Source organism: Permianibacter aggregans, assembly GCF_009756665.1.
Taxonomy (GTDB): domain Bacteria; phylum Pseudomonadota; class Gammaproteobacteria; order Enterobacterales; family Permianibacteraceae; genus Permianibacter; species Permianibacter aggregans.
The window spans coordinates 4,259,468-4,266,648 of sequence record NZ_CP037953.1 but is presented as its reverse complement, the minus strand read 5'-3'; the positions used below and the strand labels follow the sequence as shown (position 1 = coordinate 4,266,648).

General features: G+C 49.4%; 8 protein-coding genes. 6 read left to right on the top strand and 2 right to left on the bottom strand.

From position 1 onward, the window contains the following. Window positions 1-51: 51 nt before the first annotated feature. Window positions 52-780 carry a DMT family transporter gene (locus tag E2H98_RS19145; protein ID WP_198325187.1) on the top strand — a complete coding sequence of 243 codons (729 nt, stop codon included), beginning with the start codon at window positions 52-54 and terminating at the stop codon, window positions 778-780. Beyond that, the gene (locus tag E2H98_RS19245) at window positions 780-959 is read left to right on the top strand and encodes an EamA family transporter (RefSeq protein ID WP_198325186.1); all 180 of its coding nucleotides are present in this window, start codon (window positions 780-782) and stop codon (window positions 957-959) included. Before E2H98_RS19145 ends, E2H98_RS19245 begins: the two co-directional genes overlap by 1 nt. 143 nt (window positions 960-1,102) lie before the next feature. Here E2H98_RS19245 and E2H98_RS19140 read toward each other — a convergent pair whose 3' ends face one another. Continuing rightward, on the bottom strand, window positions 1,103-1,816 hold the full coding sequence (locus E2H98_RS19140) for a ZIP family metal transporter (protein ID WP_133592929.1): 714 nt from the start codon (window positions 1,814-1,816) through the stop codon (window positions 1,103-1,105). Between the two features lie 100 nt (window positions 1,817-1,916). Between E2H98_RS19140 and E2H98_RS19135 the strand changes: the two genes are divergently transcribed. The 3 genes from E2H98_RS19135 (at window position 1,917) to E2H98_RS19125 (ending at window position 4,929) form a co-directional block, all read left to right on the top strand. Further along, complete coding sequence (locus E2H98_RS19135; RefSeq protein ID WP_133592927.1) at window positions 1,917-2,672, top strand: AraC family transcriptional regulator; 756 nt, start codon at window positions 1,917-1,919, stop codon at window positions 2,670-2,672. Window positions 2,673-2,856: 184 nt separating this feature from the next. Further along, window positions 2,857-3,606, top strand: a complete 750-nt coding sequence (locus E2H98_RS19130) for a sterol desaturase family protein (protein ID WP_198325185.1) — start codon at window positions 2,857-2,859, stop codon at window positions 3,604-3,606. A 369-nt stretch (window positions 3,607-3,975) separates the two neighbouring features. Then, window positions 3,976-4,929, top strand: a complete 954-nt coding sequence (locus tag E2H98_RS19125) for a hypothetical protein (protein ID WP_133592925.1) — start codon at window positions 3,976-3,978, stop codon at window positions 4,927-4,929. Window positions 4,930-5,037: 108 nt separating this feature from the next. On the opposite strand, the gene E2H98_RS19120 is transcribed toward E2H98_RS19125, so the two are convergent. After that, complete coding sequence (locus E2H98_RS19120) at window positions 5,038-5,808, bottom strand: DNA-binding protein (protein ID WP_133592923.1); 771 nt, start codon at window positions 5,806-5,808, stop codon at window positions 5,038-5,040. A gap of 152 nt (window positions 5,809-5,960) precedes the next feature. Here E2H98_RS19120 and E2H98_RS19115 point away from each other — a divergent pair, with 152 nt between their 5' ends. Next, a complete protein-coding gene (locus E2H98_RS19115; protein WP_198325184.1) occupies window positions 5,961-7,112 on the top strand; it encodes a tyrosine-type recombinase/integrase in 1,152 nt (383 codons plus the stop codon). Window positions 7,113-7,181 lie beyond the last annotated feature (69 nt).

The following is a 7,181-nucleotide window of genomic DNA, read 5'->3' as shown; positions in this document are numbered from 1 at the left end:
AAAGTTGAGTCCTTATTTCTAGCCTCATTTACGACATGACGTAGAGAATCAATGAAAAAAGCTGATGGAAAACCAAGGCAAAATTTATCCGTGGTTTTTGGCGCCACGCTCACCATGCTGCTTTGGGCTATGTGTTTTCCGCTTATTTCGATAAGCCAAACGTATGCCCCGATCATGTTAACCGCGACGTTACGTGCGATCATCGCCGGTGGCTTCTTGATATTTTTCGCGGGGCTATTGCGACGGCCGATCCCCAACACAACGCGCAGTTATGCGTATCTTTCGGCTATCGCGTTTTTTGCGACCAGCGTGGGCTTTTGGGGAATGTTTTATGCGGGTCGCCTAATCAGTCCTGGGCTCGCTACGGTACTCACCAACACACAGCCATTGATCGCTGGTTTGCTTGGGTGGTGTATATTAAACGAGAGGGTTGGGAAACAATCGTTGGTTGCCTATGCAGTCGGATTTCTCGGCATTGTTGTAATCAGTGGGGACAGCATTTACTCCTCTGACCCCCAATCGCTAAGTGGCATTACCTATGTGGTGATTGGCGCTACGAGCATCGCGATTAGCAATGTTTTATTGAAAAAAATCGCCAGCCATGTTGATGTACTCTATGCGATGGGATTGCAACTATTGCTTGGAGCCTTGCCTCTCCTGTTGTTAGTCCTGCTTCAGGCCCCCATGACGATTCAATGCTGTGATATTAAGTATTTATGGCTCATCGTACTAATGGCAGTGCGGGTACAGCCCTGCCCTTTGCCATATGGTTCTGGTTAATGGAAAAGGCTCCGCTTTACCAGCTGAATGTTTATAGTTTTCTGACGCCGATATTTGGCTTGTATTTCGGCTACATGTTCTTTTCTGAGTCGCTGTCATTTGCTCAGTGGTTAGGGGTGATTTTGGTGATCTTCGCCATTCCTTTGGCGAGCATTTCACCAGGGCAGAAAACCACATAGCCAATGGACCTTGAAACATCACTTCATCCGCAAGCAAATGCCATTTGTAAAACTTGTGAGCAGTCCAAGTTATTTGTCATGCGTACCGATGAACAATGACGCTTGAACTACTTTGAGCCGCGCATTGCAATTCCAGTAAACGCTCAGCTGAGTATCGCTTTACTAAACACCGCTAACGCGAAACCAAATACGGCACCCAGTGCGGGCGTCCAATGTCGATTCAGCTTCGCTTGAGGAGCGATGTCTTGAAACACCAAGTACATAATCCCGCCAGAGGCAAACAGCATTACGGCGCCTAGCCAGGTAACTTGATCCGCCAAAAAATAGAAGCCCAGTACTGCAGAAATGGGGCCACACAGCGCCGCAAGGCTTAGCAACCAGAGTGCATGTGACGACTTACACTGAGTACGGCAAAGTACTTCTCGGTATGCGTTAAACCCCTCAGGCAGATTTTGGACACCAATCATCAGAGCTAAAATAGGTACGGTCTTCGGTGAAATCGCCGCCAATCCCCCCAGCGCCAATGACTCTGGAACAAAGTCCAGAAGCATTGCCATCATTTGCGGTGCCTCGTGAGCACGTCTTGCTAAATTCCGCTCAAAGAGAAAGAAGAAAACTCCCCCTATAATTATTGGTATTACCGACCACGTAGGATGGTCGAAGGCATGCATACCTTCTGGCACCAGGATCATGGTGATGGCACCGAGCAGTACGCCTCCGGCCATAGCCAAAACAAAATGCCGCGTTTCATTGATTAACCATCTTGGTAGTACTTTTTCATGGGCAGCTAGCCACCCTCCCAGTGGTAGCGCTAGTCCTGAAAACAGAGAAATCAAAAATATTGTCCCAACCGGCATATCACCATCCGAATAGCATTGAAAACGGGCGTGTTGTCGTAAAAATCTAGCACACGATTTGCCACAATTGGATAATGTCTTGTTTTCGCGAGCTCCCCAGATGGTCAATGCAATGCTTAATCGGTTATCAAAAGTGTCATGGCTCGGTGAAGTCGCCCTTTCCGTAGGATGCGGCGCATTTGTTGGACGGTCTGGAGATAATCAACCGCATCGACACTGGGCTCATCAGGTCGTCATTGGTCTTGACCGAAAAATTCAAGTGGCGACAAAATCCGGCCATTTCGAGGCACAAGGTTTCTGGATACCTGCAGGTGTTCGACATCAACTGATGTATGCGCCGGTCTTGTCCATTTATCTCGATCCTGCTGGCCACAATTGGCCTTGCCCATCGAATCCCGTTTGTGATTCCAAGCAAGGAGTAATCCCGCTGGATGACTCGATACGTGAATCATATCTGGAGGTCTTTACCGGATCAGGACCGCTTACCGAAACACTAAATCAGTTCCGAAATCGATTCATGACTTCCGCAGAATGCCCAAAACTGAAATGCGTATTAAAGGAATTGCATGAAGGCTCAACGCTAGGGCTTGATGTTTCGCGAAAGACTCTTGCCGATCTAACAAAGCTATCACCAAGTCGTTTCTCACATTGGTTTTCAGAACAGACAGGACTTCCGCTTCGGAGCTATAAGAAGTGGCTGAAAATGTTGAGCGCATTAAAATTTAGTCAGGAGATGCCTTTGACGGACGCCGCGGTGATAGCGGGTTTTGCCGATAAGGCTCACTTTTGCCGCGCCGTTCAAGATGCCTTTGGTGTAACACCCGCCACCATAGCGAACCTATTATCAGAAAAGTAGCTGTTTCGTTCAATTCACAGGTTCAGCGCTTGCATATGCTAGCGAACTTGCGCGGCTTGAGAGATTGTGAATGATTTCCTTACCTACACTGATCAAAATATTGTAGCTCCCCGCATTCCTCATATTGGGCAATGGAACGGCGGTATACATTGTAGTCTCGGAACACTCACGTTGGTGGTTAGCCTTGCTTGTAACCGTACTAATCATCATCTCTTTCCTTGCGGAGCGAGTGGCGCCATATAATAAGATGTTTAATATTGCCCAAAATGACACCAAACGGGATTGTCTTCACGCAGTCGTTAATGAGTCACTAACACTTCTTGGGTTGTTGCTACTACCCTTCCTTGAAGGCGTTATAACGGTAATTGATTTATGGCCCGACAAATGGCCATTGACAATCCAGCTGTTGCTGGCAATAGTGATTGCCGACACTGGCATTACGTTGATGCATTACGCAAGCCACCATTATTCAATCCTCTGGCGTTTTCATGCAGTACATCATAGCGTTAAACGCATGTATGGCTTTAATGGCTTGATGAAACACCCCATTCATCAATTACTGGAAACGGGGGCAGGTGTTATCCCCCTGCTGCTGATTGGGGTTTCCGTTGACATTCTAGCCGTTCTTGCGGTTGCAGTAGTCATTCAACTGCTTTTACAACACTCCAACGTAAATTACTTTTATCGTCCCTTTCATCGTATTCTCGCGCTGAATGTTGTGCACCGACTTCATCACCTCAATACAAAAGAAGGTAACGTAAATTTCGGTCTATTTACGACACTGATGGATCGAGTTTTAGGCTCCGCACGCATTGAGTTGCGCGACCGAATTTCCATGTCAGATATAGGAATCGCAACGCAGCCAAATTATCCGGTCAATTATCTTGAACAGCTAACACAACCATTCGCGCGCGAAGGTGCCTTGGATAGTTAGTCATTGTTCGACTTGCATGACCTTCTGGCTATTCTCTTACCGACTCCATTGCTGCTCGCACAAAGCGTTTATGTCATCGGGGACTGCCCAGTCCTCATCTCAAATTTGTTCAGCATGCTCAACCGCGCAAACAACAAAGCCGCGTGACTGTTATCAGCTTGTCAGAGAAGACGATTGATGAGACACTATTGACTAGGCTGAGTGCCAGCCGCCCACATTGGGAGTCGAGTAAGCTCGATTGGAAAGCCTTAATTGGCAGCATCATGACTTCGTTGATTGTCCATGTATTGCATTGACAATGCCGCCTCGAAGCCACGCCCAATGGTGTCTCAACGTTACCTTTTCAGGTGGGCGGTAGAGGATCATGCAATGTCTACTCTCGATCAAAACCTTGTTCAGTCAGTGAAAAAACGTGCTCGCCGCTTGAGTAAGGAAAACGGACTCTCTCATGCGCAGTGCCTGGAAATGGTCGCACGCACAAACGGGTTCTCGTCTTGGTCAGCGATGGCCAGATCTCTATCAACAGGCAATCCTAAGTTTGTCGAACCATCCGCGATAAAGTTTCCTGACATAGATCTGACCTTTACACCGGGCTCGGTGGGCCTACTTCTCGATCTCGCTCCCATCGGTACGGGAATGGGCGTTATGCGGGCAATAAACGCCATAGCTCACCTCCGTCCACGTGCCATTGATTTCATCGACCCGATGCACTGGCTACCATCCGAAACCTGTAAACCCCTGCACTGTCTGACCGCTTGCAATATTGCATTCCGAGTGTTCCGTTCTCATCGGCAACGCGAACGAAACGAGTTGGCGTTAAAACAGGGCATTGAAGGTTTGGGTTCGTTGGGATATCCCGACCGTTGGCGATGGGAAGCCATGGTACTTGACGAGGATATCGACGCTCCAGGGATTCGCATGGATTTCGCCCGACCAGCAATGTTTACTGAGTCTTACGATGTCCAGCCGCAATATTCTCGACGCGTTGCAGTCGTTGATATGCGAGACATTGACTCAGCCAACTTGCTGCATGGAGTGCTATGTCGCATTGCCATGGGGCGTTATCCCGAAGTGCACTTTATTGACCCGAAACACCTGGTCGGCGGTGACGTCATGATGAATTTTGGTGTAGCGGCTGTACTCTCAGGCGCAGAGCTCTTCGCGTACGAATCGGAAGCTCACCGTCAGCAGCAACAGGCATTTGCCGAGCATCGGCGATTCCCAGAGGACTATGTCGTGCGTGAGCGAGCGCGAATTCTCCCCAGGGTTGTTGCGCCGATGTTTGGTGGACGTTTTCGTGCTGAAGTAATTGGTTTGTCTTGAGTTACGCGCGACTAAAGTGCGTGCCGTCGATGGATACCATTGAAGACGCCAGGGATGGCGAACCCTCGCATTGGATTTGTATGAAACATTCGAACCAGCAAATCGCCCTCACTTTTCGAGTTGGCGTTTTGCTGGCCTGGACGGTTTTCGTTGGCCTTTTTCCGACTTAGCGCCGTTAGCGTTTGCTTGCGACGTCTCAACGTTCAGGCGTTTTTCCAGTTTTTCGTAGCGATCTGTGGTCTTACGAAGCAAAACGCGTGCTTCATCCAATTGTTTTAGCCAGCGTGCTAACTCAATCTCATATCGTTCACGCTCTGCTATCACTAGCTTTGCGTGCTCCGCAGATTCCTGGGCCAGTTTTTGCTGCAACGTTTTGATTTGCTCCTGACAAGCCGTCAGCGCTTCTTGTTTGGCTTCCGCTAATCCCATCACGTGCTGATGCTCGACTTGAAGGCGGGCCAACGCTTCTTTACAGCCTACTAGTTCTGTTGCTAACGCCTGCTCACGTTGTTGATGCACGGCTAGCTGCGTGGTCAGTGCTTGCAACTGACCTTCTTTCAGCTGTTCACCTTCTTTGACCGACTGCTCCCGTAACTCCAGCTGCTCCCGCTCATGGTTCAACGCTAATCGTGCTTGTGTCCCTGCGGTACGCCACATGGCCTCGACAAGGGAAACCATCTGCGGAGGCAAATCCATCAATGAGAACTCCGGTTCACTGACCGCTTCGTCGCGCCACCGTTGAAGAAATTTCAATAGGGTGGTGCGACTACCTCGACCCAGCTGTTCTCGAACCCGATCTACCGTGACGGTCTGTCGCTGCGCAAACAATTGCCGCGCGACAACGAGAAACTCTTCGTAACTCACACCAATACGCCCCATAAAACGTCCACCAGGTGACTTTCCGATTATTCATACTTTATCATGTTACGTATTCCGTAATTTATAGTATGTTTTAAGTATAAAATTCATGATTATCGTGCTTATCATGAATTTGCTAGGATTACGGCAGCTACGCGGCATCGGAGTAAAAAATGGCGAGAAAAATGACTTTGCAGAGCATGGCTCCGGTGCCATTGGAGCAATTGCACCAGCCCGATGCGTTTTTGGATGGTTCTACTGGAATCAATCGAGGCGAAGGTCATTGTCAACTCGGCGCAACGGACGACTTGTCAGCAGTGCACGCCTGGTTAAACGAATTTGTAGACTCTCCACAAACGCTACGTAGTTACCGCAAAGAAGCCGAAAGGTTGTTGCTTTGGTGTTGGCTTGAGCGGGGAAAAGCCTTATCGGATCTGCAGCGCGAAGACTTGCAGCGGTACCAGCAGTTCTTGCAAAGTCCGCTGCCGCAAGAGCGTTGGTGTGGGCCAAGAGCACCGCGTCATTCTCCGGAATGGCGACCGTTTCAGGCCCCAGTCAGCGCAGCAAGCCAAGCGCAAGCCCTGAACATTCTGAATAGTTTGTTCACGTATTTGGTGACAGCAGGTTACCTTGCCGGCAATCCGATGGGTCTGGCGCGAAGAAGAGTCAAAGGCGTCAATAGGTCGACACCGGAGGCCGTGTCGCGCTACTTGGATCATGCGCTATGGCAATTGGTGTGGAAACATATTGAAGGCCTGCCAACAACTTCGGTGCGTGAACGCGACCGCGCTGAGCGTTTGCGGTATTTGTTCAGCTTGCTTTATCACCTCGGGCCGCGAGTCAGTGAGTTGGCGACACATAACATGGGTAGCCTTCGTGAGGTTCGGGGCCGATGGTGGTGGTTCGTAGTGGGCAAAGGAAACAAGCCTGCAAAAGTACCGGTGTCGCCAGCTTGCATGCTGGCAGTGAGGCGCTTTCGTACATACTTAGGGTGGTCACCAGAACCGACAATGGATGACGAAAAACCGTTGATGCCAAGTCAGAAAGGGACGAGATCGGTATCGGCGAATATGATTTATCGCTTGGTCAAAGAGCTATTCATTGAAGTCGCGGAAGTCATTGAGTCAAATCAGCCTGATTATGCCCGTACACTTCGGCGAGCATCGACGCATTGGATGCGCCATACTGCGATTACGCATCTCGCTGACAAACAAATCGACATTCGCTTTGTGAACAAAACCGCTAGGCATGAGAAACTCGAGACCACCGCGATTTACCTGCATGCCGAAGATGATGCCTGGCATGATGCAGTGTCTAGGGACTGAGTCTCACCAAACCGTCCTGCGATCAAGCAAGAAACTCAATTAAAATCAGACTGTTATGCTGGCTTTTGG

What these genes read in the sequence shown, in the direction of transcription:
- E2H98_RS19135 (WP_133592927.1), top strand. Translation starts at nt 1,917, where the DNA reads ATGGTCAATGCAATGCTTAATCGGTTATCAAAAGTGTCATGGCTCGGT.
- E2H98_RS19145 (WP_198325187.1), top strand. Translation starts at nt 52, where the DNA reads ATGAAAAAAGCTGATGGAAAACCAAGGCAAAATTTATCCGTGGTTTTT.
- E2H98_RS19245 (WP_198325186.1), top strand. Translation starts at nt 780, where the DNA reads ATGGAAAAGGCTCCGCTTTACCAGCTGAATGTTTATAGTTTTCTGACG.
- E2H98_RS19115 (WP_198325184.1), top strand. Translation starts at nt 5,961, where the DNA reads ATGGCGAGAAAAATGACTTTGCAGAGCATGGCTCCGGTGCCATTGGAG.
- E2H98_RS19140 (WP_133592929.1), bottom strand. Translation starts at nt 1,816, where the DNA reads ATGCCGGTTGGGACAATATTTTTGATTTCTCTGTTTTCAGGACTAGCG.
- E2H98_RS19125 (WP_133592925.1), top strand. Translation starts at nt 3,976, where the DNA reads ATGTCTACTCTCGATCAAAACCTTGTTCAGTCAGTGAAAAAACGTGCT.
- E2H98_RS19120 (WP_133592923.1), bottom strand. Translation starts at nt 5,808, where the DNA reads ATGGGGCGTATTGGTGTGAGTTACGAAGAGTTTCTCGTTGTCGCGCGG.